22 protein-coding genes, 1 tRNA gene and 1 rRNA gene are annotated in these 24354 nt (G+C 52.1%); 4 read left to right on the top strand and 20 right to left on the bottom strand.

The window, feature by feature from the left end; genetic code table 11:
* Nucleotides 1-10: 10 nt before the first annotated feature.
* Nucleotides 11-84, top strand: a tRNA-Thr gene (locus GBC03_28585).
* Between the two features lie 40 nt (nt 85-124).
* Nucleotides 125-240, top strand: a 5S ribosomal RNA gene (rrf, locus tag GBC03_28580).
* A gap of 144 nt (nt 241-384) precedes the next feature.
* Here rrf and GBC03_28575 read toward each other — a convergent pair.
* The 7 genes from GBC03_28575 to GBC03_28545 all read right to left on the bottom strand — a co-directional run bounded on the left by GBC03_28575 (nt 385) and on the right by GBC03_28545 (nt 9720).
* Complete coding sequence (locus GBC03_28575; GenBank protein ID QFS73890.1) at nt 385-1143, bottom strand: ATP-binding cassette domain-containing protein; 759 nt, start codon at nt 1141-1143, stop codon at nt 385-387.
* Nucleotides 1144-1150: 7 nt separating this feature from the next.
* The gene (locus tag GBC03_28570) at nt 1151-2254 is read right to left on the bottom strand and encodes an ABC transporter permease subunit (GenBank protein QFS74155.1); all 1104 of its coding nucleotides are present in this window, start codon (nt 2252-2254) and stop codon (nt 1151-1153) included.
* 9 nt (nt 2255-2263) lie between these two features.
* The gene (locus tag GBC03_28565; GenBank protein ID QFS73889.1) at nt 2264-3445 is read right to left on the bottom strand and encodes an ABC transporter permease subunit; all 1182 of its coding nucleotides are present in this window, start codon (nt 3443-3445) and stop codon (nt 2264-2266) included.
* Between the two features lie 69 nt (nt 3446-3514).
* The gene (locus GBC03_28560) at nt 3515-4540 is read right to left on the bottom strand and encodes a transporter substrate-binding domain-containing protein (protein QFS73888.1); all 1026 of its coding nucleotides are present in this window, start codon (nt 4538-4540) and stop codon (nt 3515-3517) included.
* Nucleotides 4541-4965: 425 nt separating this feature from the next.
* Nucleotides 4966-5187: a hypothetical protein gene (locus tag GBC03_28555; protein QFS73887.1), complete on the bottom strand. Its 222-nt coding sequence runs from the start codon at nt 5185-5187 to the stop codon at nt 4966-4968.
* A gap of 244 nt (nt 5188-5431) precedes the next feature.
* Nucleotides 5432-8545: an efflux RND transporter permease subunit gene (locus tag GBC03_28550; protein QFS73886.1), complete on the bottom strand. Its 3114-nt coding sequence runs from the start codon at nt 8543-8545 to the stop codon at nt 5432-5434.
* Between the two features lie 11 nt (nt 8546-8556).
* Nucleotides 8557-9720, bottom strand: a complete 1164-nt coding sequence (locus tag GBC03_28545; GenBank protein ID QFS73885.1) for an efflux RND transporter periplasmic adaptor subunit — start codon at nt 9718-9720, stop codon at nt 8557-8559.
* Nucleotides 9721-10125: 405 nt separating this feature from the next.
* Here GBC03_28545 and envR point away from each other — a divergent pair, with 405 nt between their 5' ends.
* On the top strand, nt 10126-10773 hold the full coding sequence (gene envR / locus GBC03_28540) for an acrEF/envCD operon transcriptional regulator (GenBank protein ID QFS73884.1): 648 nt from the start codon (nt 10126-10128) through the stop codon (nt 10771-10773).
* 41 nt (nt 10774-10814) lie between these two features.
* Here the strand turns inward: envR and GBC03_28535 are convergent, their stop codons facing one another.
* The 13 genes from GBC03_28535 to GBC03_28475 all read right to left on the bottom strand — a co-directional run bounded on the left by GBC03_28535 (nt 10815) and on the right by GBC03_28475 (nt 22107).
* Entirely contained in the window at nt 10815-10979 is a 165-nt protein-coding gene (locus GBC03_28535) for a DUF2556 domain-containing protein (protein ID QFS73883.1), read from the bottom strand.
* Nucleotides 10980-11061: 82 nt separating this feature from the next.
* Nucleotides 11062-11946: an adenine-specific DNA-methyltransferase gene (yhdJ, locus tag GBC03_28530; GenBank protein QFS73882.1), complete on the bottom strand. Its 885-nt coding sequence runs from the start codon at nt 11944-11946 to the stop codon at nt 11062-11064.
* 85 nt (nt 11947-12031) lie between these two features.
* Nucleotides 12032-12328: a DNA-binding transcriptional regulator Fis gene (gene fis / locus GBC03_28525; GenBank protein ID QFS73881.1), complete on the bottom strand. Its 297-nt coding sequence runs from the start codon at nt 12326-12328 to the stop codon at nt 12032-12034.
* Nucleotides 12329-12353: 25 nt separating this feature from the next.
* Nucleotides 12354-13319 (bottom strand): tRNA dihydrouridine synthase DusB, encoded by a 966-nt coding sequence (gene dusB / locus GBC03_28520; protein ID QFS73880.1) that lies wholly within the window; start codon nt 13317-13319, stop codon nt 12354-12356.
* Nucleotides 13320-13643: 324 nt separating this feature from the next.
* Nucleotides 13644-14384: a carbonic anhydrase gene (locus GBC03_28515; GenBank protein QFS73879.1), complete on the bottom strand. Its 741-nt coding sequence runs from the start codon at nt 14382-14384 to the stop codon at nt 13644-13646.
* Between the two features lie 143 nt (nt 14385-14527).
* Nucleotides 14528-15409: a 50S ribosomal protein L11 methyltransferase gene (prmA, locus tag GBC03_28510; protein QFS73878.1), complete on the bottom strand. Its 882-nt coding sequence runs from the start codon at nt 15407-15409 to the stop codon at nt 14528-14530.
* Nucleotides 15410-15420: 11 nt separating this feature from the next.
* Nucleotides 15421-16872, bottom strand: coding sequence for a sodium/pantothenate symporter (gene panF, locus GBC03_28505; GenBank protein ID QFS73877.1), 1452 nt, complete (start codon nt 16870-16872; stop codon nt 15421-15423).
* Entirely contained in the window at nt 16862-17104 is a 243-nt protein-coding gene (locus tag GBC03_28500; GenBank protein ID QFS73876.1) for a DUF997 family protein, read from the bottom strand. Before GBC03_28500 ends, panF begins: the two co-directional genes overlap by 11 nt.
* A gap of 108 nt (nt 17105-17212) precedes the next feature.
* Nucleotides 17213-18562: an acetyl-CoA carboxylase biotin carboxylase subunit gene (gene accC, locus GBC03_28495; GenBank protein ID QFS73875.1), complete on the bottom strand. Its 1350-nt coding sequence runs from the start codon at nt 18560-18562 to the stop codon at nt 17213-17215.
* A gap of 10 nt (nt 18563-18572) precedes the next feature.
* Entirely contained in the window at nt 18573-19040 is a 468-nt protein-coding gene (gene accB, locus GBC03_28490; GenBank protein QFS73874.1) for an acetyl-CoA carboxylase biotin carboxyl carrier protein, read from the bottom strand.
* Between the two features lie 382 nt (nt 19041-19422).
* Nucleotides 19423-20022: a protein-methionine-sulfoxide reductase heme-binding subunit MsrQ gene (gene msrQ, locus GBC03_28485; GenBank protein ID QFS73873.1), complete on the bottom strand. Its 600-nt coding sequence runs from the start codon at nt 20020-20022 to the stop codon at nt 19423-19425.
* The gene (msrP, locus tag GBC03_28480) at nt 20023-21027 is read right to left on the bottom strand and encodes a protein-methionine-sulfoxide reductase catalytic subunit MsrP (protein ID QFS73872.1); all 1005 of its coding nucleotides are present in this window, start codon (nt 21025-21027) and stop codon (nt 20023-20025) included.
* Between the two features lie 105 nt (nt 21028-21132).
* Entirely contained in the window at nt 21133-22107 is a 975-nt protein-coding gene (locus tag GBC03_28475) for an acryloyl-CoA reductase (GenBank protein ID QFS73871.1), read from the bottom strand.
* A gap of 206 nt (nt 22108-22313) precedes the next feature.
* Here GBC03_28475 and csrD point away from each other — a divergent pair, with 206 nt between their 5' ends.
* The gene (gene csrD / locus GBC03_28470; GenBank protein QFS73870.1) at nt 22314-24254 is read left to right on the top strand and encodes an RNase E specificity factor CsrD; all 1941 of its coding nucleotides are present in this window, start codon (nt 22314-22316) and stop codon (nt 24252-24254) included.
* Nucleotides 24255-24354: the final 100 nt, after the last annotated feature.

Here is a 24354-nt window from a genome sequence, read left to right as displayed (position 1 = left end):
AATTTAGCGTGCTGATATGGCTCAGTTGGTAGAGCGCACCCTTGGTAAGGGTGAGGTCCAGTTCGACTCTGGGTATCAGCACCACTTAATTAGGTTAAAGTTCGGCACAGTAGAAAAGAATTTGTCTGGCGGCTGTAGCGCGGTGGTCCCACCTGACCCCATGCCGAACTCAGAAGTGAAACGCCGTAGCGCCGATGGTAGTGTGGGGTCTCCCCATGTGAGAGTAGGGAACTGCCAGACATCAAATAAAACAAAAGGCTCTGTCGAAAGACAGGGCCTTTTGTTTTTCCTGTGTTGTAGTTCTGATAGACGCAGTGCCATCAGGCGGAGTTGGGTACAGAAAAGCAGAAGGCCACCCATCAGGGTGGCCTTTTTGCATTCTGATTAATGTATTACCTGCGATAAAAATGCACGAGTACGTTCTGATTTAGGATGAGCAAAAAACTCATCCGGCGGTGCCTGTTCAACAATTTCCCCGCGATCCATAAAGATCACCCTGTCTGCCACCGTTCTGGCAAATCCCATCTCATGTGTTACGCAAAGCATTGTCATCCCTGACTGCGCCAGGCCTATCATCGTATCCAGCACCTCTTTCACCATCTCGGGATCCAGCGCTGATGTGGGCTCATCAAACAGCATAATTTTGGGTTTCATACATAGCGAGCGGGCAATGGCTACGCGCTGTTGCTGTCCGCCGGAGATCTGTCCTGGAAATTTATGCGCGTGCTCTGCAATACGCACACGTTCCAGGTAGTGCATTCCCAGCGCTTCAGCTTCTTTTATCGGCATCTTACGCACCCAAATGGGCGCCAACGTACAGTTTTGTAGAACGGTAAGATGGGGGAAGAGATTGAAGTGTTGAAATACCATACCGACCTCCTGTCGGACGCGCTCAATATTGCGGATGTCCTCATTCAGTTCAATTCCATCGACAATGATTCGTCCCTGCTGATGTTCTTCCAGATGGTTAATACAGCGGATGGTGGTTGATTTCCCCGAGCCCGAGGGGCCACATAATACAATGCGTTCCCCCTGTTTTACGCGCAGGTTGATATCCTTCAGTACGTGAAACTGTCCGTACCACTTGTTGACGTTTTCCAGCGTAATCATCGCGTCGGCAGGTTGTATTAATAGTTGGCTCATAGAATCCTCAGTGCGGTGTACGCCCGGTGTTAAAGCGCTTTTCCAGATGCTGGCTGTAGCGCGACATGCTGAAACAAAAAATCCAGTAGATCAGAGCAGCGAAGACATACCCTTCCGTCGACATACCCAGCCAGGCCGGGTCAACCGTCGCTTGCTGCACGCTGCTGAACAGATCGAACAAGCCGATGATGATGACCAGGCTGGTATCCTTAAACAGGGCAATAATCGTGTTGACCAGCCCAGGGATGACCAGCTTCAGGGCCTGGGGAAGAATGACCAGTCCCTGGGTTTTCCAGTAGCCTAACGCCAGCGACTCTGCTGCTTCGTATTGCCCTTTTGGTAATGCCTGCAGTCCCCCACGAACCACTTCTGCGACGTAGGCTGACTGAAAGAGGATTACGCCAACCAGCGCCCGAATAAGTTTATCAATGCTGGTTCCTTCTGACATAAACAGCGGCAGCATTACCGAAGACATAAACAGTACGGTGATCAACGGTACGCCACGCCAGAACTCGATAAAAATGACGGATAAGATCCGCACGACGGGCATGTGGGATCGACGTCCCAGTGCCAGCAAAATCCCTAAGGGCAATGCCCCCGCGATCCCGACTGATGCGATGATTAAGGTCAGCGTCAGCCCACCCCATTGACGCGTTTCAACACGATCCAGCCCAAGGAAACCTCCATACAGCAAGAACCAGACAACGATCGGGTAGATGACGGCCCAGCCGGCGATATAGCGTCCGCGACGCGGCAACGCTTTCCAGAACATCGGAACAATGGAGCCCAACCCGATGATCAACGCCAGGTTGATACGCCAGCGCTGGTCGTGTGGGTACAGCCCATACATGAACTGTCCAAAACGTTCATGAATAAACACCCAGCAGGCACCCGCTTTGGTACAGTCAGCACGGGTGGAACCCACCCAGTTGGCCTGCAGGAACGCCCAGTTCAGCAAGGGAGGAATTAACTCCCACATCAGCCACAGACAGAACAGCGTCAACAGGCTGTTTGACCAACTGGAAAAGAGATTTTTACGTACCCATAAGATCGAACGACCAGGACCGTTACTGGCCGGGCGCATGGGATGAGACAGCAATGCTTTTGTCATCATGGTTCCTTAGCGCTCAATGAGGGCGATTCGCCGGTTATAGATGTTCATCAGCAGCGAGATGGTCAGGCTAATTATCAGGTACACCGACATTGTAATGGCGATCGTTTCAATGGCCTGTCCCGTCTGGTTAAGCACCGTGCCGGCGAACAGCGATACCATATCGGGATAGCCAATGGCGGCAGCCAGCGATGAGTTTTTCACGATATTCAGGTACTGACTGGTCAGTGGCGGAATAATGACGCGTAACGCCTGAGGAATGATGACCTGGCGAAGTGTCACGGTATTGGGCAACCCGAGAGAACGGGCGGCTTCATGCTGACCGTTGGGAACGGCCTGAATACCGGCACGAATGATTTCGGCAATAAATGCTGAGGTGTATACCGACAACGCCAGCGTCAGGGCCGCCAGTTCAGGAATGAGCACCATTCCGCCACGGAAGTTGAAGCCGCGTAGCTGTGGAATATCCCAGTGCAGCGCCGCACCAAAAAGCCAGTGCGCGATGAGCGGCAGCAGCACAATCAGGCTTAATGCCGTGGGCCAGGTTCTGCATAACTGTCCCGTTTTCATCTGATGCATTTTATTGAAACGGAACAGACCCACGGACAGCGCAATAGCAATTGCTGTCGAGAGCACGAAAGCGAGCACGCCTTCTCCTAACTGTGGCGACGGGATATAGAGTCCGCGATTGCTTAAAAAGACCATCTCCAGCGCGCTGGCGGCCTGGCGGGGGCCGGGTAAATTGCGCAGAACCGCGAAGTACCAGAAAAAGATTTGCAGGAGCGGCGGGATGTTACGGAAGGTCTCGATATAAACCGTTGAGAGTTTACGCAGTAACCAGTTATCCGACAGGCGCGCCAGCCCGAGAAAGAAGCCGATAAATGACGCAAAGACAATACACAGCGCGGAAACCAGTAGCGTATTAAGCAAACCCACCAGAAAAACGCGTCCGTATGTGTCACCCTGTTGATAGTCGATCAGGTGCTGGACAATGCCAAATCCAGCGCTACGGTCAAGAAAGGCAAAGCCCGAGGTAATGCCGCGACTGCTTAGATTATTTATCGTGTTATGAATGAGATAGATTGCAACTGCAACGACCGCAAGAATGGCGAGGATCTGGAACAGCCAGGCGCGGACCGCAGGGTTTGAAAAGGAGAGTGACCCTTTTACACTTGAGCGGCGATGGAACATAAGAAAGCCTCGGTAACCATGACTCTGAACTGAGCGCCGCCTGTGCGGCGCCCGTTACATCACAACGAATTAACGCACTGGCGGTGCGTATTGAATGCCGCCGTTATTCCAGAGATTGTTCTGTCCACGTTTGATCTTCAGTGGGCTTTCCGATCCGACGTTGCGCTCAAAGATCTCCGCATAGTTACCCACCTGCTTGATGATGTTGTAAGCCCATTTATTGTCGAGCTTCAGATCTTTGCCGTAGTCACCTTCTTTGCCCAGCAGATGCGCCATGTCTGGTGTCGCAGGGTTCGCCGCTTTCTCATCGACATTCTTCGACGTCACGCCCATCTCTTCGGCATTCAGCATGGCAAACAGCGTCCAGCGCACAATAGAGAACCACTCGTCATCGCCACGACGAACAACCGGGCCCAGCGGCTCTTTCGAGATCACTTCTGGTAGCACAAGCCACTCTGCCGGATTGCTGAGTTTGATGCGCAGGGCATAGAGTTGGGACTGGTCAGAGGCGAGGGTATCGCAACGTCCTGATTCCAGCGCTTTTGCCGACTCATCTGAGCGGTCAAAGGTGACCGGGGTGTATTTCATGTTGTTGGCTTTGAAATAATCCGCCACGTTCAGTTCCGTATCCGTTCCCGCCTGAATACAGACGGTGGCACCATCTAACTCTTTCGCGCTTTTCAGGCCCGCTTTGTTGTGGGTCAGGAAGCCGATGCCATCGTAATAGGTGACGCCAGTAAAGGACATGCCCATTCCGGAATCACGCGAAGAGGTCCAGGTGGTATTACGGGAGAGAAGATCGACTTCGCCAGACTGTAATGCGGTGAAGCGTTCTTTTGCGGTGAGTGGGGTATATTTTACTTTTGTATCATCTCCCAGGACGGCGGCAGCAACGCCACGGCAAACATCCACATCTATCCCGGAGAATTTCCCGTTCGCATCAGCGTAAGAAAAACCGGGAAGACCGTCACTGATACCACATTGCACGAACCCTTTCTTTTTTACAGCATCCAGCGTTGTACCCGCATGTGCCTGATTGGCAATCGCAAGCAGCACGCCGGCCGCAGCCAGTGTGGCAATCATCATCTTTTTCATAATGCATCCTGTGTGGCAAAGAAATTATTGTTATAGAGAGACGTTCTGCAACGTCTTTAACCTGTCTGTGGCATTGGCCATACTCTTTTAAGCAAAGGTAGTGCCAGGTTTTGCGTACGAATATCCGACGCAATAAGCAGAGTGTAGACAGGAAAAAATAAACTCAGCGCCCTGAAATGGTGCGAAATTGAAACGTAAGCCACATTTTGGAGCAAAATATTTAAAACAATGCTCGCGAAGTGAAATAACAGTTTCGGGCGTGAATATCGAGAGGGTGAGTATTGAAAGATAAATGAAGAAAAGAAGAGGTCGGGACGTTATTGATAATTAAAATGTAATGAGATATCTATTTTTCAACACATTGTATGGTATGAAAAAAGGTGATCTTAGGCTAAGAGCGCGGCATGTTCCGCGCTCTGAGAATGTTATTTTGACAGCGCGATGATCCCCATCGTCAGGCCCGCAACAGCGGCGGCCCCGCCAGCAATCGCGCCAGCGGTTTCCCAGTTATCCTGAGTCGTCCCTTTCATACAGGTATTGGTATGAACGAGGCGTCCCTGATCGTCATAAACCGGAACGCAGGGGGAATCGTGTGCACAGCCCGCCAGCAATGCCGTGAGCAATGCCACTGGAATTAATCTTTTCATGGTGTTACCTCAAAAATAAGCGTTCCGCTAAATGCAGTAATAGTGAATGCTGCTTTGCGAATACGAACCGAATTTTACCACCGCTTAAAAAAAGATTGGCATATGGAATAATCTCAATTCATGTGGATTGTAAAAATAATGGAGGCACAAGTTTCGTATTACGCAGAGTAAATGACTATCTGTTTAATAAATAAAGAAAGATATTGAAAGGATAAAGGCGTCCGTCGACGCCTTTATTTACACATTAGCTCTGGGATTTGTTAAAACGGCCTCTTACTACGACAAAGAATGCCGGGACAAAGAAGATGGCCAGCAGCGTTGCTGTCAGCATTCCTCCCATCACACCGGTTCCGACCGCATTCTGGGCACCGCTCCCCGCTCCCTGACTAATGACCAGCGGCATTACGCCGAGGATGAATGCGAGTGAGGTCATCAGAATAGGGCGTAGGCGCATGCGTGCCGCCTCAAGCGTTGCCTCTATCAGGCCACGACCTTCTTTCTCCATCAGATCCTTGGCAAACTCCACGATCAGAATGGCGTTTTTCGCGGAAAGGCCAATCGTGGTTAACAGTCCGACCTGGAAATAGACGTCGTTATTCAGCCCTCGCAGGGAGGCGGCCAGAAGCGCGCCAACTACACCAAGCGGGACAACCAGCATCACCGAGAATGGAATGGACCAGCTTTCATACAGTGCGGCAAGGCAGAGGAACACGACGATCAGTGAGATGGCATACAGTGCCGGTGCCTGATTACCAGACAGACGTTCCTGATATGACATTCCCGTCCAGTCATGGCCGATGCCATTTGGCAATTTTGACGCGAGATTTTCCATCAACGCCATCGCCTCACCGGTGCTTCGACCTGGTGTAGCCTCACCCAACAGTTCCATTGATGGCATGCCGTTGTAGCGTTCCAGACGCGGAGAGCCATACACCCAACGGGCGGTGCTGAAGGCTGAGAAGGGCACCATCTTGCCGTTGGCGCTGCGAACGTACAGATTGTTGATGTCCTCTGGCAGCATACGGAATTTCGCATCCGCCTGAACATAGACTTTCTTCACGCGTCCGCGGTCAATAAAGTCGTTAACGTAGGAACCACCGAGTGATGCTGAGATCGTTTGGTTAATGTCTGACAGTGCAACGCCAAGCGCCTGCGCTTTTTCCTGGTCAACATCCAGCTTGAACTGCGGGGTATCCTCCAGACCGTTAGGACGAACACGGACCAGCAGATCGGCGTGCTTAGCAACCATGCCCAATAGCTGATTACGTGCTGATGTTAGCCCGGCGTGACCCAGCCCGCCCTGGTCAATGAGCTCAAAGTCGAAACCGGTCGCGGTGCCCAGTTCAATAATTGCCGGCATGTTGAAGGGAAAGACCATTCCATCCGTTATCTGACTGAACGCGTGGGTCGCGCGCGCAATCACCGCTTCGACGCTGTTTTCTTTGCCGCTACGTTCATCCCAGGGTTTTAGGCTAATGAAAGCCAGACCCGCGTTCTGCGCCTGGCCGCTAAAGCTGAAACCATTGACCGTAAACACGCTCTCAATGTTCGCTTTTTCGTTATTCAGGTAGTAATGCGTAACCTGATCTAACACTTTTTGGGTTCGTTCCTGGGTTGCCCCGGCAGGTAACTGAATCATGGTCATGAACACACCCTGATCTTCTTCAGGCAGGAAGGAGGTAGGGAGACGTAGAAACAGTATCGCCATCCCGACGACAATCAGGATGTAGATAATCAGGTAGCGCCCGGTGTTGCGTACAATACCGCTGACGCTGTGGGTGTAGTGGTTAACGCTGAGGTCAAATTTGGCATTAAACCAACTGAAGAATTTCCCTTTCTGCTCGTGGTGTTCGGCGGACACTGGCTTAAGCAGCGTTGCGCAAAGTGCCGGAGTCAGGATCAATGCCACCAGAACGGAGAGCGCCATTGCGGATACGATAGTGATAGAAAACTGGCGGTAAATCGCCCCGGTGGAGCCGCCAAAAAAGGCCATCGGGATGAAGACGGCAGACAGCACCATCGCGATCCCAACCAGCGCCCCCTGGATTTGGGACATGGATTTCTCCGTTGCCTCTTTGGGCGGCAACTTGTCCTCCATCATCACGCGTTCAACGTTTTCCACCACCACAATGGCGTCATCGACCAGGAGGCCTATCGCCAGTACCATCCCGAACATCGTCAAGGTGTTGATCGAGTAGCCAAACGCCGAGAGGACCGCAAACGTACCCAGCAGCACGACGGGAACCGCAATTGTCGGAATGAGCGTTGCACGGATGTTCTGCAAAAACAGATACATCACAAGGAAAACCAGTACGATCGCTTCGAATAGCGTTTTCACGACTTCGTGAATGGAGATCTTCACAAATGGCGTTGTGTCGTACGGATAGACCACTTTCATCCCTTGTGGGAAGAAAGGTTGCAGATCAACGAGTTTGGCTTTGATCGCGCTGGCGGTATCCAGGGCGTTAGCGCCGGTCGCCAGTTTGATCCCCAGGCCAGCGGCTGGCTTACCGTTAATTCGGGCGACAACGTTATAGTTTTCTCCCCCAAGTTCGATACGCGCAACATCGTTAAGGCGCACGGTGGAACCGTCACTGTTTACCCGTAATGTGACTTTGCCGAATTCCTCAGGATCTTTCAGACGCGTCTGCGCGATGATGGAGGCGTTCAACTGTTGACCCGGCAATGCTGGCGTTCCGCCCAACTGACCGGCTGCGATCTGGTCGTTCTGCACTTTCAACTGATTGATGACATCAACCGGCGTGAGCTGGTATTTGTTCAGCAGATTGGCATCAAGCCAGATACGCATCGCGTACTGTGCGCCAAACAGTTGTACATCACCCACACCGCTCAGGCGGCTGATCGTATCTTTCACGTTTGAGGCGACGTAGTCGGAAATATCGTCCTGAGTCGTTTGCGGATTGTCAGAGACGAACCCTGCGACTAACAAGAAGCTGCTGCTCGATTTTTCTACGCTAATCCCTTGTTGTTGTACTTCCTGAGGCAGCAACGGCGTCGCCAACTGCAGTTTGTTCTGCACCTGAACCTGAGCGATATCCGGGTCGGTACCGGACTGAAAGGTTAACGTGATGGTCACGCTACCTGCAGAGTCGCTGGTGGACGACATATACATCAGGTTATCGATACCGTTCATATTCTGTTCGATAACCTGCGTCACGGTATCTTGCACCGTTTGCGCATCTGCCCCTGGATAGGTCGCGGAAATCGCAACCGCAGGTGGTGCGATAGTCGGGTATTGCGCAACAGGCAGTTGCATAATCGCCAGGGCTCCCGCCAGCATCAGAATGATGGCGAGTACCCAGGCAAAGATCGGACGTCTAATGAAAAAGTTTGCCATATCCGGTGACCTTATTGCGCCGCTTTCGCCGCAGGGGTATTGGCATCCGTGGTGGCTTTCACTTTCATGCCGGGATGGGCTTTTTGTATTCCGCTGACGATCACCTGGTCGCCGGGCTGTAAGCCTTCGCTAATCAGCCATTTGTCACCGATGGCCTGTGAAGCGATGACGGTGCGTGGTTCAACCTGGCTTTGGTTATTGACGACCAGCACTGTCGCATCACCGCGAGGTGTTCGCGTTACGCCCTGCTGGGGGATCAGAATGGCGTTTGGTTGAACGCCTTCGTCGATTCGCGCGCGAACAAACATCCCCGGCAGCAGAGTATGCTGCGGGTTAGGGAATACGGCGCGGAGGGTGATGGAGCCCGTGCTTTCATCCACCGTGACATCAGAGAACTGCAGTGTCCCTTTCAGGGGATACGCACTACCATTTTCCATCAGCAACTGGACGCTGCTGCTGGCACTGTCCTTATGCAGGCTGCCCTGTTCAACGGACTGCTTAAGACGCATAAAGTCGCTGCTGGACTGTGTGACATCGACATAGATAGGATCGAGTTGCTGTACGGTAGCCAGTGCCGTTGCCTGACCGTCGGTCACCAGTGCGCCTTCAGTGACGCTGGATTTGCCAACCCGGCCGCCGATCGGCGAGGTGACCTTGGTGTAAGCCAGATTAATGCGTGCGCTTTCAACGGCGGCTTGCGCGGCGATAACTACCGCATCGGCCTGACGAGCATTCGCAATCGCCTGGTCGTATTCCTGTTGACTGATATATTTTGTCCCAACCAGCGGGGCATAGCGCTTTACCGTCAAACGGGCGATGGCAGCAGCGGCTTCACTTTTCGCCAGATCCCCTTTCGCGCTGTCGTAATTCGCCTGCAAGGTGGCAGGATCAATTTGATACAGCGACTGCCCGGCCTCAACATCGCTGCCCTCGGTGAAATTCCTTTTGAGGACAATACCACTGACCTGTGGACGCACCTCTGCAACGCGGAATGCAGAGGTGCGTCCGGGCAGTTCGGTCGTTACCGCTAATGGCGCGGAGGTGACCACATGAACGGTCACCTGCGGTTCAGTTGCCTGAGCTTGCTTATCTCCCTGATCGTCACAACCGGCAAGCAACGCAGCAGAGATGAGGATAAATGAGGGCAGGAGTGAAAACCTGGCATGTTTCGTCATTACTGTTCCTTAAAAACCAATAGCTCGTTATTTACCGGATAACGGTAAGGCGATAACGTGCACGAAGAAATAACAGTTGGCTATCCTACAAATTATTATCGTGCGATGTAAGTAATACTTATTTTATGCTCTGGGTTACGGCACGTAAAAGCAAAAAGAAGAGGTGCTTACCTTTTCATTCTGTTTTGTTTTGTTATGTTTTTTTGGATATTAATATGTTTTGAAATATATATTCGTGGTGTGAATATTTATATTCATTTCATTTGTGGTGTTTATTTGAATGTTTTGTGCTGAAGTGGTTCGCTTTTATGCCATCTCTGAATGGATGAAATGATACAGTTATTTTTATCGACGATTTTGAATCGTCGTATTCATTTTTTTATTCTTCCTCTGATACGATAACCTATGGCTAAGAGAACAAAAGCTGAAGCGTTGAAAACGCGGCAACATTTGATTGAAACTGCAATCATCCAGTTTGCCACGCGAGGCGTTGGCAACACGACGCTCAACGACATTGCGGACGCGGCTCAGGTCACACGGGGCGCTATCTACTGGCATTTTGACAATAAAACGCAGCTTTTTAATGAACTCTGGCAGCAGCAACCGCCATTACGCGATCTTATTCAGGAACGGTTAGCGTTGTATGTTTGCGATAATCCGCTACAGCAGTTGCGTGAGAAGCTAATCGCAGGATTGCAATATATCGCAGAGATTCCCCGGCAGCAGGCGTTGTTGCAAATTTTATATCATAAATGCGAATTTCATGAGGGCATGATATCAGAGCAAGAAATACGAGAGAAAATTGGATTTAGCCAGAAGGGACTACGCGACGCATTGCAGGCGAGTATGGCGGAAGGATTGATTTCCAGAACGCTGGATTTAGACGTCGTCTTAATTATTATTCACGGTAGTTTTAGCGGTATTGTGAAAAACTGGTTGATGAATCCCGCCCGCTACGATCTTTATCAGCAGGCCCCGTTGCTGGTGGATAATGTATTAAGGATGTTAATTACTGACGAAAATATCATGCAATTAATGCCGGAAAAAACGTGACAAAATAAATTTAATCATTTCTCCTGCTTATCAATCAAACGCTATTGCAGATCGGTGCAGTTGACCAGTTTGAGCGGATTAACAGAATCCATATTGCGGCATTTATCGACTTCCGTGGTGATCAGCTCAATCCACTGAATCAGTAAGGCATCAAAAAGGAAAACGGAGACGGCAAACACAACCAGCCACCAATACTTACGAATCATTGCTAAATCCTGTGTATTCATGCCCAAGCGTGCAGGAAATATACACGAAAAACGCGTTCAGAAAAGCAGGATTACAATGCTTTTACTTTGCTGTGATCTTCACCACATCCGATGCCGTTCGGCTCTTTTTCGACAGGTTTTTAGTCTTTCTCTTTTTGACTTTCGTCAGCTCTTCCGGGGAGTAGTGTGAGCTGATGTTCAGCCGCCTGAGCCCCATCTTCACATACTCGTTATTGACGTCAATGCCGATGAATTTACGCCCCGATTCCACGGCCACGGCACCTGTCGTAAAGCTGCCAGCGAAGGGATCCAGCACCGTATCGCCAGGATTTGAGGAGGCCAGAATGATCCGCTTTAACAGGGCGATAGGTTTTTGCGTCGGATGGTTTTCATATTCATCCATCAAATATCGTACGCGGGGGAATTCCCACACGTTGCCCGGAACTTTTTGCGTGTTGTATGGCTGTGGCGGGTTTTTACGGTAGTCGATTAGCGCTCTTTGCGCGCCGGTTTTGGTCTCGACCAGAATGGCGTCACTGTTGAATGTGTACTGTCTGGCATCTTTGACCATCATCAGGATGGGTTCATACATTGAGCCAAAGAATTTCTTCGCCTGTACGCCTGAACTGTCATAAGACCAGACGATCCGGCTTTTGATGGTAAACAGCGTTCTGCATTTGAGATCGATATGCGGCATGTTTTCGGTACTGTTCATGATGTACATCGTGCCCTGTTTTTTCAGTACCCGATGGCACTCTTCTATGCACGCAAACAGCCAGCCCAGGAAGACGCCTTCGTCCCAGGACTCCACCATGCCGTCAAAATCCTTTCCGATATTGTAAGGCGGGTCGGCAAAGATTAAATCGACGCTTTCAGCGGGGAGTTTTTTGAGTTCTGTCAGCGCATCTCCGTGGACGATCGACGCGGATTCATCACCAAAGTACTGTGGTTCAAATCGTGAGTTCATACCTGCTCCACAAAAGATGCGTATAAAAAAGGCGCTTCCCCATGCCGAGTAGCGCCTTTTTAAACAAGCAATTAGCTAATCGAGATTAGTTCATGCCGTATTTTTTCAATTTTTTACGCAGCGTACCACGGTTGATGCCCATCATCAGAGCAGCACGGGTCTGGTTACCACGGGTGTATTGCATCACCATGTCCAACAGGGGCTGTTCTACTTCAGCCAGTACCAGCTCATAGAGGTCATTAACATCCTGACCGTTCAGTTGAGCAAAATAGTTCTTCAGTGCCTGTTTAACCGAGTCACGCAGGGGTTTTTGGGTTACCTGATCCTGAGAGTTAACGGTAGAAACGGTCAGTACGTCAGAATTTACGCGTTGTTCGAACATAGTTCTGTCAGCTCTTTATTTCTGTTTACGCAAAATTTTCGAAGTATGCCTCCAACGCCTCCAGCTGTTCGCTGGCATCCTCAATGGCGTTGAATGTGCGCCGAAACTGGTCATTTGGAGCGTGCTCCTGGAGATACCAGGAGACGTGTTTACGCGCGATTCGGTACCCTTTTGCCTGGCCATAAAAGTCATGCAGTTCCCGAACATGCGCACAAAGCAAGCGCTTAACCTCTGCCAGAGGCAGGGGGGATAGCAACTCCCCAGTGTCCAGATAATGCTGGATTTCCCGAAAGATCCAGGGTCTTCCCTGAGCTGCGCGGCCTATCATCAGGGCATCAGCCCCCGTATAGTCAAGCACAGCTCTGGCTTTAAGCGGGTCAGTAATGTCACCATTCGCGATAACCGGAATGGAAACTTTCTGCTTAACTGCCCGAATACTGTCGTACTCAGCGTCTCCATTGAACAAACAGGCACGGGTGCGTCCATGAATGGTCAGAGCCTGAATGCCACAGTCTTCAGCCAGTTGGGCAATCTCTACGCAGTTACGGTGTTCCGGAGCCCAGCCGGTGCGAATCTTCAGGGTCACAGGAACGTCCACTGCATTAACCACCCCGGTTAGTATCGACTTCACTAAATCCGGGTACTGCAAGAGGGCTGAACCTGCGAGCTTGCGATTCACTTTTTTAGCCGGGCACCCCATATTAATATCAATAATCTGGGCGCCGCTTTCCACGTTAATCCGTGCGGCATCGGCCATCTCAACAGGATCGCTACCGGCAATTTGCACCGTGCGAATTCCTGGCTCATCAACGTGCACCATCCGTAAACGGGACTTATCGCTTTCCCAAACCTGCGGGTTAGACGACATCATCTCGGATACGGTCAATCCGGCTCCCATCTCATAACACAGCGTCCGAAAAGGTCTGTCAGTGATGCCAGCCATGGGCGCTGCAATCAGGCGATTTCTAAGCTGGTATTGTCCGATGCGCATGAGTTAAGAAATGACCATACTGTGACTGCAAGGCGGCGTATATTACGCATTTTTTGCACGAGATGAAAGGCCAAACTTTAACCAATCCTCTGAGGTGGATCAAAGAATCGCCGTTAAAGTAAACGCCATTAAATAATTAGCCATACAAATCATTGCGTTATAAAAATGTGACGAAAATCTGTACGCGTATAATTTTGCGTAACTTCTCATTTTTTCTTCGCAACGACGGGGGCTGACAAGATAATCTGCTGAATTAATCAGCAGATTATCGTGACTTAATGTGACTATGCTCTCATTTCAGCAGATGATTGTGCAGTGAAGGGATTATTCAACCACTACCCGACCGTTGAGCGGCTGTGTTGGGCGACTGTTATCGTGATGCATGGTGTGAGTAAATTTCTCCAGTTGTGCAGTGGAGAGCGTCAGAGGATGTTTAAGGACAAGCCAGGTCACGCCCTCAGAACAGGGAGGAGTTGTGAGCGAACCACTGAAACGCCAGTAGGTTTTATCCTTAGGCAGCAAGGCGTTGAGGTCCATCTGCGCGGTGATTTTCACGTCTTGCTCCGCTTTTTCAGGCATTGTTGCCCAGAGCTTTTCCAGCTCTGCGTTGGCCGCCCCTTTATCGAACATGACTGCGACGACCGCCACCGCCCCTTTTGCATCTTTGTGCACAAGATGCATCTCCATCGCGTAATGTTTTCCGTGTAGGGTGTTTTCGCTCGGGGTGTGAAAGTGGAACTGTTGCAACGTGAAGGGGACACCATCTATTGATACAGTATCCGCAGTAGTGTTTTTCAGTCCGGCCTGAATCGTATGCCCATTATTGAGAAGCGTTATCGGGCCATCGGAGTAGTGAATACTGAGTGGAGATATATGTGCTTTAAGCGTGGTCTCAATGTTAATCGGGGATTGGTTCATGCCTGCCTGGCAGGTTTTATATTCTTCATTGAGGGAGCTCCAGTGTTCCGGAGAGCCTTCACCTTCATAGCTCCAGTGCGACGCCATCGCGGTAAACGGCATAATGCTTAACGCCAGGAGTGCTGCCTTGCTCAAAAATGGCTTCATAATATTCTTCCATTAAATAAAATAGATTTTTATATTCGTAACTTCAATGAGTTATGCGACTATTTTAGCGCGGGAAGATACAGGCGTGTGTATTGAAAATGCGGAAAAACGTGGCCTGCGATGAGACCACGTTTCTGGGAAGATTACTGCTTACGACCGGTAATGCGGCACCATTCTTCTTTCTCAACGACCGGATCGAGGGTGAAGAGATCGGCATAGGCTTCGCACACGCTGTCGGCCTGACTGGCAAGGATACCGGAAAGACCCAGCAGACCGCCTGTAACGGGCAGCACGCTGATTAACGGTGCCAGTTCGCGTAATGGGCCTGCCAGGATGTTGGCGACCACCACGTCGGCTTTCATCGCGTCTGGCTGATCCTGCGGCAGGTAGAGTTCCAGACGTTCTGACACGCCGTTACGCTGGGCGTTATCACGACTGGCCTGAATCGCCTGCGGGTCGATATCGATACCGATCGCTTTCGCTGCGCCCAGTTTCAGCGCGGCAATCGCCAGGATGCCAGAACCGCAGCCAAAGTCGATGACGGTCTTGCCGGTTAAATCGAGGCCGTCGAGCCACTGCAGGCACAGTGAGGTGGTGGGATGGGTGCCGGTACCAAATGCCAGGCCGGGGTCGAGCATGACGTTGACCGCGTTCTCATCCGGCACATCGCGCCAGCTTGGGCAGATCCACAGGCGTTCACCAAAACGCATCGGGTGGAAGTTATCCATCCACTCGCGTTCCCAGTCCTTGTCTTCCAGTTGTTCGATTTTGTGCGTGAAACCGACACCCAACAGCGGATGTTGTTCCAGGATGGCGACGACGTCTTTCATGTCGGTTTCTGCATCAAACAGACCAATGACGTCAGTGTCGCCCCACAGGCGGGTTTCGCCCGGCAATGGCTCAAAAACCGGCGTGTCGTGCGTGTCCTGGAAGGTGATGGAAACGGAACCCGCTTCCATCAGGGCATCGCTCAACTCTTCCGCGTTAGCGCCCGTCGTATTCAGTTTTAATTGGATCCATGGCATGGCAAAACTCTTTATTTATCAGTAGACAATACAGCGACTTGCGGGGCAGGAGAACCGAAACGGTTTCCAACCAGGAAAGCCAACAAACTTAACAGTAGCGAGGGCACAATCGGGTGGAAGCCCAGGTACTGAACGTTAAAGGTGGCGAGAATCGCGTACAGAACGCCGCCGACAATCATCGCACTCAGTGCACCGCTCGCGTTCGCGCGCTCCCAGTAAAGGCCGAGCACCAGCGGCCATAAGAACACGGCTTCCAGCCCGCCAAAGGCCAGCAGGTTCAGCCAGATAATCATCTCTGGCGGTTTCCAGGCGGCAAGCAGTAATAGCGCGCCTAAGATCAGGGTGATCATTGCCGACATTCGCTTCAGTCGCGTCTCATTCTGTAACTGCTCCGGGCGGATGTTGAGATAGAGATCTTTAATGATCGTAGCGGAACTTTGCAGCAATTGGGCGTTGATCGTCGACATAATGGCCGCCATCGGCGCGGCAAGGAAGATCCCGGCGGCAAAAGGCGGCAGCACTTTCACCATTAGCGTTGGGATAACCAGATCCGGCACCGTCAGGTCGGGGATCACCGCTCGCCCTAGCGCGCCGGCAAGGTGCATACCGAACATCAGGATTGCCACCACGATGGTGCCGATGATAATCCCCCGGTGTACAGCTTTGCTGTCTTTGTAGGAGATGCTGCGCACAGCCGTATGCGGCAGGCCAACCACGCCAAAGCACACCAACACCCAGAATGAGGTCATAAAGGCCGGAGACAGAATGTCATCGGCACCCTGTGGCGAAACCAGTTTCGGGTCGATGGCGTTTAAGGTCTCTACGGCATGGCTCAGGCCGCCAGCGGCGTGCACGATACCCACCAGCAGCACGATGGTGCCAATCAGCATCACCAGTCCCTGCATCGTGTCGTTAAGCACGCTGGCACGAAAGCCGCCGAACGCGGTATACAGCGCAATGCTGACGCCGAAAATCAGCAGGCCTGTTTCATAGGGAATACCTGCGGCGGTTTCCAGCAGGCGCGCGCCACCGATGAATTGTACGGTCATGGCGCCGACAAACGCCACTAACAGACTGAGGCTCGCCAGCCACACCAGAAGGCGACTCTGGTAGCGGGCAAACAGCATATCGTTGAGGGTGACGGCATTATAGCGACGGGCAAGGATAGCGAATTTCTTGCCAAGGATCCCCAGCGATAGCCAGACGGCGGGGAGCTGAATCATGGCCAGCAGTACCCAGCCCAACCCATATTTATAGGCAGCACCAGGCCCGCCAATAAACGAGCTAGCGCTGATGTAGGTCGCGGTCAGCGTCATCGCCAGCACGATCCCGCCCATTGAGCGACTGCCAAGGAAATATTCATTCAGAAAGGTGCCGGTTTGCCGTTTACGCATGGCGTAGACAGAAAGGCCAAACACCACGACCAGATAGGCAATCAGCGGCAGAATGACTTCAAGCTGCATCGTCATCCTCCAGGGGAATGTCACGGTAGATAAATTTCACCATGGCCCAGCACAGTAAAATGAAGATCAGCGGCGTCAGCAGACAGGCCAGTTCAAACCAGTGTGGCAGACCGGTAAAGCCGATCGCCGAATCAGGTAAGTAAGCAGCCACTAACCACGCAGCCAGATAGAGAAGGGTCAGCCACAGCGCCCAGCGCGCCTCTTTGTGGGCCTGAACAAAACGGTTGTCCATTTTTTGTCCCTTGTGAAAAAAGAAAGCGGGGATTGTACCTTATGGAATTGACGACCCCCAGAAATAAAAAAAGGCCGGAAAATCCGGCCTTTTGACGCTGATGCAGTCTTATTTTTCCTGAAGACCGAGTTTTTTCTCCAGATAGTGGATGTTGGTTCCACCATGCTGGAAGTGCTCGTCGTTCATGATACGGGTCTGCAAATCAATGTTGGTTTTGATGCCGTCGATGATCAGTTCCTGCAGGGCGTTCTTCATGCGGGCAATTGCCACGTCACGAGTTTCACCGTAGCAGATCAGCTTGCCGATCATTGAGTCATAGTATGGCGGTACGGTGTAACCGGCATAGATATGCGATTCCCAACGTACGCCAAAGCCACCCGGCGCGTGAAAACGGGTGATTTTACCCGGGCTCGGCAGGAAGGTGTTCGGATCTTCGGCGTTGATACGGCATTCCACCGCATGGCCTTTGACCACCACTTCTTCTTGCTTGATCGACAGCGGTTGACCCGCCGCGATGCGCAGCTGTTCTTTGATCAGGTCAACGCCGGTGATCATTTCGGTCACCGGATGTTCAACCTGAATACGGGTGTTCATTTCAATGAAATAGAACTCGCCGTTTTCGAACAGGAACTCAAAGGTGCCTGCGCCACGATAGCCGATATCCACACACGCTTTCGCGCAACGCTCACCGATGTAGCGACGCAGTTCCGGGGTAATGCCCGGTGCCGGTGCCTCTTCGACGACTTTCTGGTGACGACGCTGCATAGAGCAGTCTCGCTCAGCCAGATAGATAGCGCTACCCTGACCGTCAGCCAGCACCTGAATTTCGATGTGGCGTGGGTTCTCGAGGTATTTCTCCATGTAAACCATGTCGTTGCTGAAAGCTGCTTTTGCTTCCGCTTTGGTCATGGAGATGGATTGCGCCAGTTCGGCATCGCCGCGTACTACGCGCATACCGCGACCACCGCCGCCGCCGGACGCCTTGATGATAACCGGGTAGCCGATGCGTTTTGCATGGGCGCGGTTAGCATCCATATCGTCGGTCAGAGGGCCGTCAGAACCCGGTACGGTTGGGACGCCAGCTTTCTTCATCGCGGTGATCGCCGACACTTTGTCACCCATCAGACGGATGGTGTCAGCTTTCGGGCCGATGAAGATAAAGCCAGAACGTTCAACCTGTTCAGCAAAATTGGCGTTCTCAGAGAGGAAGCCATAACCCGGGTGAATCGCCACCGCGCCGGTGATTTCAGCGGCGCTGATGATAGCCGGGATGTTCAGATAACTTTTTACGGACGGAGCCGGGCCAATACAAACCGTCTCATCCGCCAGTAATACGTGTTTTAAATCGCGATCCGCGCTTGAGTGCACAGCGACAGTCTTGATACCCAGTTCTTTACAGGCACGAAGAATTCGCAATGCAATCTCGCCGCGGTTGGCGATAACAATTTTATCCAGCATGTTCGCCTCGTTACTCGATGACGACCAGCGGCTCGTCAAATTCTACCGGTTGACCACTTTCGACCAGGATGGCTTTCACGACACCTGATTTGTCCGCTTCGATCTGGTTCATCATTTTCATGGCTTCAACGATGCACAGGGTATCGCCTGCGTTAACTTTCTGACCCACTTCGATGAACGCTTTTGCGTCCGGGCTCGGGGTGCGGTAGAAAGTACCAACCATTGGGGAACGTACGATGTGACCACTGATTTCTGCGGCTGCCGCAGCCGGCGCTTCTGCTGCCGGAGCAACTGCGTTAGACAGAGCAGGTTGCTGCTGCATCATTGGTGCAGCGTAGGCTTGTTGCATCATCGGGAAGCTACCTGCTGGCGCCGCGCGACTGATGCGTACAGACTCTTCGCCTTCAGAGATTTCCAGTTCGGAGATGCCTGATTCTTCAACCAGCTCGATCAGTTTTTTAATCTTACGAATATCCATGAGTGGGTTCCGTACTCTTTGTTTAGTGTGATTGTGACAGGCGTTAAGCGCTGTCTGTAAAGCGTGAGTCCCGACGGCAAAACGGCTTCTGCCTGCCTGGACGCCGGTATATTCCGCCTCAACGATTTATGTGAGACTTGTCGGTTAACATGCTGCGATTTGCTGCAATCCTCCGGCAAAAAACAAAATATACCTTCAATGCTCGATTGTCACCTTTTCAGCGGTCTAAAAACGCCGTCCAGGGAGCCAAGGTCGCACATTATAATGATTTCGTAGCAATTGGCAGCTAAATACTGGTCTTATCAGGGAAGATAATCAACCGCTAACACACAAATAACATCCGAGTCTCTGCATTTTGTAACCGACTGCACAGTTCGCCGAACTAGCGCCACCACTGGCGGAACTTCTTGTAACGGCAGGCCAAAAGCAGTAGTGCCAGCAGGGCATAAATGATGGGTTGAGGCGACAAGATCTTCACCGACCACAGGTAATGTATCGGGGCGAGGATCGCCACAAGATAGACGAAATTGTGTAAAAGTTGCCAGCGCTTGCCCAGTTTTCGTTGTGCCGCCTGTGTTGACGTTAGCGTCAGCGCGAACAGGATGAGCCAACTGGTGATCCCAAGCGTCAAATACGGGCGCGTAATCAGTTCTCGTCCCAACAATCCGAGATTATGGATACCCAACTCCAGCAGCGCGTAACTGGTCAGATGCAGCGTGGCCCAGGCGAAACACCATAACCCCAGCAGACGACGGGTGCGTATCAATAATGGCTGTTTAGCGTAGCGCGCGAGCGGCGTGACCAGCAAGGCGGCGAGCAGAAATTTCAGAGCCATCCTACCGGTAAAATGCTGGATATCCTTCACGGGATCGGCGCTGAGCCCGCCGCTATTAATCGCCCAGAACAGCCAGAGAAACGGCAGCAGTCCCGCCAGATGAAGGGCAACTTTCAACCAGGTTATCTGTTTTGCACTTAGCCGCACTTAGAAATTCTCCCGCAAATCCAGGCCGCGATACAGCGTAGCCACTTCATTGGCATAGCCATTAAACAGTAAAGTGGGTTGCCGTTGGACATCCAGAATCCCGCCCGTGCCAATAAACCGTTCTGTTGCCTGCGACCAGCGTGGATGATCGACATGCGGATTCACATTGGCGTAAAAACCGTATTCATCGGCAGCGGCAAGATTCCAGGTGGTTGGCGGCCGTTCGCGAGTCAGTTTGATGCTGACGATCGATTTAATGCCTTTAAAGCCATATTTCCATGGCACCGTCAGGCGAATGGGGGCACCGTTTTGCGGCGGCAGCGCTTTACCGTAAACGCCAACGGTCAGCAACGTCAGCGGATGCATCGCTTCGTCCAGCCGCAGACCTTCGACATAGGGGTATTTCAATCCACCGCCAATGAAGCGATCTTTTTGTCCTGGCATATCGTCCGGCGCGTAAAGTGTCTCGAATGCGACATATTTAGCATTGCTGGTGGGTTCGACGAGTGCCAGCAGTTTATGTAAAGGAAAGCCAATCCACGGCACCACCATCGACCAGGCTTCAACGCAGCGCATCCGGTAAATTCGTTCTTCTAAGGGAAAGCGCGTTGTCAGCGCATCGTGATCCAGGGTTAACGGTTTGGCTACTTCGCCGCTGATTTTCAGCGTCCAGGGATCGGTTTTCATGCTGCCGGCATTGGCGGCAGGATCGGCCTTATCCAGACCAAACTCGTAGAAATTGTTGTAGCCGGTGACTTTCTCTTCTGGCGTTAAAGGCAGTGCGTTTTGCCATGCCGCAGGTTTGCTGAAATCCAACGGTTTGCCGGAGGGCGCGGGTGGGCGATCGTTGCCTTTGAACCAGCTCAGTAGATCCGCCTGCGCCGCTATCGGTAGCGACAGCGTGGCAGCCCCGATCCCCAGCGCTTTCAGCACCTGGCGGCGATGCATAAAGAAAGCCGATTCTGCAGTGACATCGGCTTCAGTAAGTGGACGTGATTTTTTCATAACAGGCTCCCGGCGTACGCGTAACGCGTAGTTACTATGGCAGGGAGTCTGTCAGTGCGCAGCGAAATTTAGTTAATTAAGTGTAAATTTCTGCGGCGTTTGTGTTTACTTCACTTTAACCAGCGTACGGCCTTGCGCCTGGTTATTAATGATGGCTTCAGCGAACTTCGGCGCATCGGCCAGCGAAATTTCCGTCGCTGCCTGTGCGTAGAACGATTCTGGTAAATCCTTCACCAGACGCTGCCAGGCCTCTGCGCGGCGCGCCGGCGGTGTCATTACGGAATCGACCCCTTGCAGGCGGACGTTGCGCAAAATAAATGGCATCACCGTCGTCGGCAGGGCAAAACCACCCGCCAGGCCACAGGCCGCAACACAGCCGCCGTAGTTCATCTGCGCCAGCACTTTCGCCAGCACTTTATCGCCCACGGTATCAATCGCTCCGGCCCACAGTTGTTTTTCCAGCGGACGAGATTCGGCGAACTCATCACGGCCCAGAATACGGCTTGCGCCTAACTGGCGGAGATAATCATGGGTGCTTTCGCGTCCAGACACCGCAACAACCTGATAGCCCAGCTTATGCAACAGTGCGACTGCGGTACTGCCGACGCCGCCACTGGCGCCGGTGACCACGATTTCACCGTCTTGCGGGCGAATGCCTGCCTCTTCAAGAGCCATCACGCACAGCATGGCGGTAAATCCGGCGGTACCGATCACCATCGCTTTACGGCTGTCCAGCCCTTTTGGCAGCGCTACCAGCCAGTCCGCTTTCACGCGTGCCTGTTCTGCCAGACCGCCCCAATGGTTTTCGCCCACGCCCCAACCGGTCAGCAACACTTCCTGGCCCGCATGAAAACGAGGATCTTCGCTGGCCCGAACGGTGCCGGCGAAATCAATACCAGGAATCATCGGAAAGTTGCGGATGATTTTTCCTTTTCCGGTGATGGCGAGCGCATCTTTATAGTTCAGACTGGACCAGTGGACATCCACGGTGACATCGCCTTCTGGCAGCCGACTTTCTTCGATAGTCTGCACGGATGCAAGGGTTTTACCGTCCTGCTGTTCTAAGATCAAAGCCTGCATAACCTGTCCTCAATTCTGCATGGTGGATTGGAAAATGACGTCTGAAGACTATACTCGCTAATTGAAACGTGAAGCCGATGCAACGCAATAAATTGCCAGATACACCTGATTTGGTAGTATGCACTCACTCTTTGCGCAACCGGACGAATTTTGCGTTTGGTTAAGCTGTTCCGTGTCGCAATTCAACCGTCGGAGTTAACTCAAGGATGCGATTAACGACGAAATTCTCAGCTTTTGTCACGCTGCTCACCGGGTTAACGATCTTTGTCACCCTGATCGGCTGCTCGCTGAGCTTTTATAATGCTATCCAGTACAAGATGAACCATCGTGTCCAGGCGGTGGCGACAGCGATTGATACGCATCTTGTTTCTCGCGATTTCAAACAGTTAACGTCGCAGATCGATGAACTGATGGTGTCAGCGGACGTCGTGCGCGTGGATCTCCGGCAGGGCGATAAGGTCATTTATAGCCAAACACGCAACAGCAGCTATCGCCCGGTTGGCACCAGTAATCTCTTTCGCGAGCTCTCGGTTCCGCTGATGAAGCACCCGGGAATGACGATGGATCTGGTCTATCAGGATCCGATGGGCAACTATTTTCATTCACTGATGACCACTGCGCCGCTCACGCTGGCCATTGGCTTTATTGTGCTGATGCTGTTTCTGTCGGTACGTTGGCTTCAGCGCCAACTTTCCGGCCAGGAACTGCTGGAGATACGTTCGACGCGAATTTTGAACGGAGAACGCGGCGCCAGCGTGCGCGGTACGGTCTATGAATGGCCGGCGCGCACCAGCAGCGCGCTGGATATGTTGTTGGCCGAAATCCAGAGTGCCCAGGAGCAGCGGAGCCGACTCGATACGCTGATTCGATCTTACGCCGCGCAGGACACCAAAACTGGCCTCAGCAATCGACTCTTTTTTGACAACCAACTGGCGACGCTGCTGGACGATCAGGAAAAAGTCGGCGCGCATGGCGTGGTGATGATGATTCGCCTACCGGACTTTAACCTGCTGCGCGACAGTTGGGGGCGTAACCTGGCTGAAGAAGAGCTTTTCAGCCTGATCAATTTATTGTCCACTTTTATGATGCGTTATCCGGGGGCACTGCTGGCGCGCTACCACCGCAGCGACTTTGCCGTTCTTCTGCCACACCGTACTCTGAAAGAGGCGGAAAGCGTGGCTGGACAATTATTAAAAGCGGTTGATGCACTTCCGACTAATAAAATGCTCGATCGTGACGATATGGTACATATCGGCATTTGCGCCTGGCGCAGCGGACAGTCGACCGAACAGGTGATGGAACATGCGGAAGCGGCGACCCGCAACGCCGTGTTGCAGGGCGGGAATAGCTGGACGGTGTATGACGATTCGTTGCCGGAAAAAGGGCGTGGCAATGTGCGCTGGCGGACGCTGATTGAACAGATGCTCAGCCGCGGCGGCCCGCGAATCTATCAGAAACCGGCCGTCACCCGGGACGGGCACGTTCATCATCGGGAACTGATGTGCCGCATCTTTGATGGTAATGAAGAGGTCAGTTCGGCGGAATACATGCCGATGGTTTTACAGTTTGGTTTATCAGAAGAGTATGACCGCTTACAAATAAGTCGTGTCATCCCGCTGTTGAACTACTGGCCAGAAGAGAATCTGGCGATACAGGTGACGGTTGAGTCACTGATTCGTCCGCGTTTTCAGCGTTGGTTACGCGATACCTTGATGCAGTGTGAAAAATCGCAACGAAAACGCATAATTATTGAACTTGCAGAGGCGGATGTAGGTCAACACATCAGCCGATTGCAGCCTGTTATCCGTTTAGTGAATGCATTGGGGGTTCGGGTTGCCGTCACGCAGGCGGGTTTAACGCTGGTGAGTACCAGCTGGATTAAAGAACTCAATGTGGAATTGATCAAGCTCCATCCGAGTCTGGTCAGGAATATTGAGAAGCGAACGGAAAACCAGTTGCTGGTTCAAAGTCTGGTGGAAGCCTGCTCGGGCACCAACACCCAGGTTTACGCAACGGGCGTACGTTCGCGCGGTGAGTGGCAGACGCTGACAGCGCGTGGTGTTTCCGGTGGACAGGGGGATTTTTTTGCTGCCTCCCAGCCGCTGGATACCAATGTGAAAAAATATTCTCAAAGATACTCGGTTTAACCTGCCGTTTGTTCAGTTTTCACGTAGAATAACGCGCGCTGTGCCTTCATGGGGGTGTGCTTGTCTGCTCGCCATTTTGTAACAGCACATATGCAGGTGA

Source organism: Citrobacter telavivensis (genome assembly GCA_009363175.1).
GTDB classification, from domain to species: domain Bacteria; phylum Pseudomonadota; class Gammaproteobacteria; order Enterobacterales; family Enterobacteriaceae; genus Citrobacter_A; species Citrobacter_A telavivensis.
Note: the sequence above shows the minus strand (reverse complement) of the source record. Positions and strands in the feature narration are given on the sequence as shown.

Bases quoted from the DNA above. Each gene is read 5' to 3' on its own strand.
- GBC03_28575 (QFS73890.1), bottom strand. From the start codon at position 1,143: ATGAGCCAACTATTAATACAACCTGCCGACGCGATGATTACGCTGGAA.
- GBC03_28570 (QFS74155.1), bottom strand. From the start codon at position 2,254: ATGACAAAAGCATTGCTGTCTCATCCCATGCGCCCGGCCAGTAACGGT.
- GBC03_28565 (QFS73889.1), bottom strand. From the start codon at position 3,445: ATGTTCCATCGCCGCTCAAGTGTAAAAGGGTCACTCTCCTTTTCAAAC.
- GBC03_28560 (QFS73888.1), bottom strand. From the start codon at position 4,540: ATGAAAAAGATGATGATTGCCACACTGGCTGCGGCCGGCGTGCTGCTT.
- GBC03_28555 (QFS73887.1), bottom strand. From the start codon at position 5,187: ATGAAAAGATTAATTCCAGTGGCATTGCTCACGGCATTGCTGGCGGGC.
- GBC03_28550 (QFS73886.1), bottom strand. From the start codon at position 8,545: ATGGCAAACTTTTTCATTAGACGTCCGATCTTTGCCTGGGTACTCGCC.
- GBC03_28545 (QFS73885.1), bottom strand. From the start codon at position 9,720: ATGACGAAACATGCCAGGTTTTCACTCCTGCCCTCATTTATCCTCATC.
- envR (QFS73884.1), top strand. From the start codon at position 10,126: ATGGCTAAGAGAACAAAAGCTGAAGCGTTGAAAACGCGGCAACATTTG.
- GBC03_28535 (QFS73883.1), bottom strand. From the start codon at position 10,979: ATGATTCGTAAGTATTGGTGGCTGGTTGTGTTTGCCGTCTCCGTTTTC.
- yhdJ (QFS73882.1), bottom strand. From the start codon at position 11,946: ATGAACTCACGATTTGAACCACAGTACTTTGGTGATGAATCCGCGTCG.
- fis (QFS73881.1), bottom strand. From the start codon at position 12,328: ATGTTCGAACAACGCGTAAATTCTGACGTACTGACCGTTTCTACCGTT.
- dusB (QFS73880.1), bottom strand. From the start codon at position 13,319: ATGCGCATCGGACAATACCAGCTTAGAAATCGCCTGATTGCAGCGCCC.
- GBC03_28515 (QFS73879.1), bottom strand. From the start codon at position 14,384: ATGAAGCCATTTTTGAGCAAGGCAGCACTCCTGGCGTTAAGCATTATG.
- prmA (QFS73878.1), bottom strand. From the start codon at position 15,409: ATGCCATGGATCCAATTAAAACTGAATACGACGGGCGCTAACGCGGAA.
- panF (QFS73877.1), bottom strand. From the start codon at position 16,872: ATGCAGCTTGAAGTCATTCTGCCGCTGATTGCCTATCTGGTCGTGGTG.
- GBC03_28500 (QFS73876.1), bottom strand. From the start codon at position 17,104: ATGGACAACCGTTTTGTTCAGGCCCACAAAGAGGCGCGCTGGGCGCTG.
- accC (QFS73875.1), bottom strand. From the start codon at position 18,562: ATGCTGGATAAAATTGTTATCGCCAACCGCGGCGAGATTGCATTGCGA.
- accB (QFS73874.1), bottom strand. From the start codon at position 19,040: ATGGATATTCGTAAGATTAAAAAACTGATCGAGCTGGTTGAAGAATCA.
- msrP (QFS73872.1), bottom strand. From the start codon at position 21,027: ATGAAAAAATCACGTCCACTTACTGAAGCCGATGTCACTGCAGAATCG.
- GBC03_28475 (QFS73871.1), bottom strand. From the start codon at position 22,107: ATGCAGGCTTTGATCTTAGAACAGCAGGACGGTAAAACCCTTGCATCC.
- csrD (QFS73870.1), top strand. From the start codon at position 22,314: ATGCGATTAACGACGAAATTCTCAGCTTTTGTCACGCTGCTCACCGGG.